The following is a 611-nucleotide window of genomic DNA, read 5'->3' as shown; positions in this document are numbered from 1 at the left end:
CGCAGACCGGCACTGGCACGGAAAAGGCCGGGTATACCGGCACAGACCTGACCTCTTACACGGCTGCAAACGGCGCAAAGTACACCTATACCTACAATGCCGCCCACGACGTCACCTCCGCTTCGGTCGCCGGGATCAAGAGCACCACGACCTATAACGAGGCGGGAAACGTCATCGGCTCCAAGCTGACCTCGACGGAGAAAAACGAGCAGAAGTACCTCGAGAGCAGCGCCGTCGCGACGCCGGACCGCAACCACACCCAACGCGTGACGGACGTCAACGGCAATACGACGCTTTACGACTATAACTCGCTGACGGAGCAGCTCCTTCAGACGAAGGACGCCCTCGGCCGCGAGACGAACTATACCTACGACGCCAACAGCCGCCGGACGACCATGGTCTACCGCCACGGCGTCGCCGCCATCGACTACGGCTACGAAAACGGCCGCCTTGCCACCCTCGACCGCAAGACCTACCGGAGCGGAACCGCGCAGCACCAGATCTACTCCTTCGGCTATAACCAGTGGGGCCAGGCGACGAGCACGAGTGTCGGGGACCGCGTCCTCTCGACGAACGACTACGCCCCGCGCGGCGGCCACCTGACGCAGACG

The 611-nt window shown here is 63.5% G+C and carries 1 protein-coding gene; it reads left to right on the top strand.

The features are described 5' to 3' along the window. On the top strand, window positions 1–611 hold a 611-nt coding region (locus tag WMO66_RS00060), incomplete at both ends, for a hypothetical protein (RefSeq protein ID WP_349134364.1).

Origin of the sequence: Faecousia intestinalis, from assembly GCF_040096185.1 — a bacterium.
Lineage (GTDB): Bacteria > Bacillota > Clostridia > Oscillospirales > Oscillospiraceae > JAZOXB01.
The sequence above is the reverse complement of the archived record's forward strand: the minus strand, read 5'-3'. Positions and strand labels throughout refer to the sequence as shown.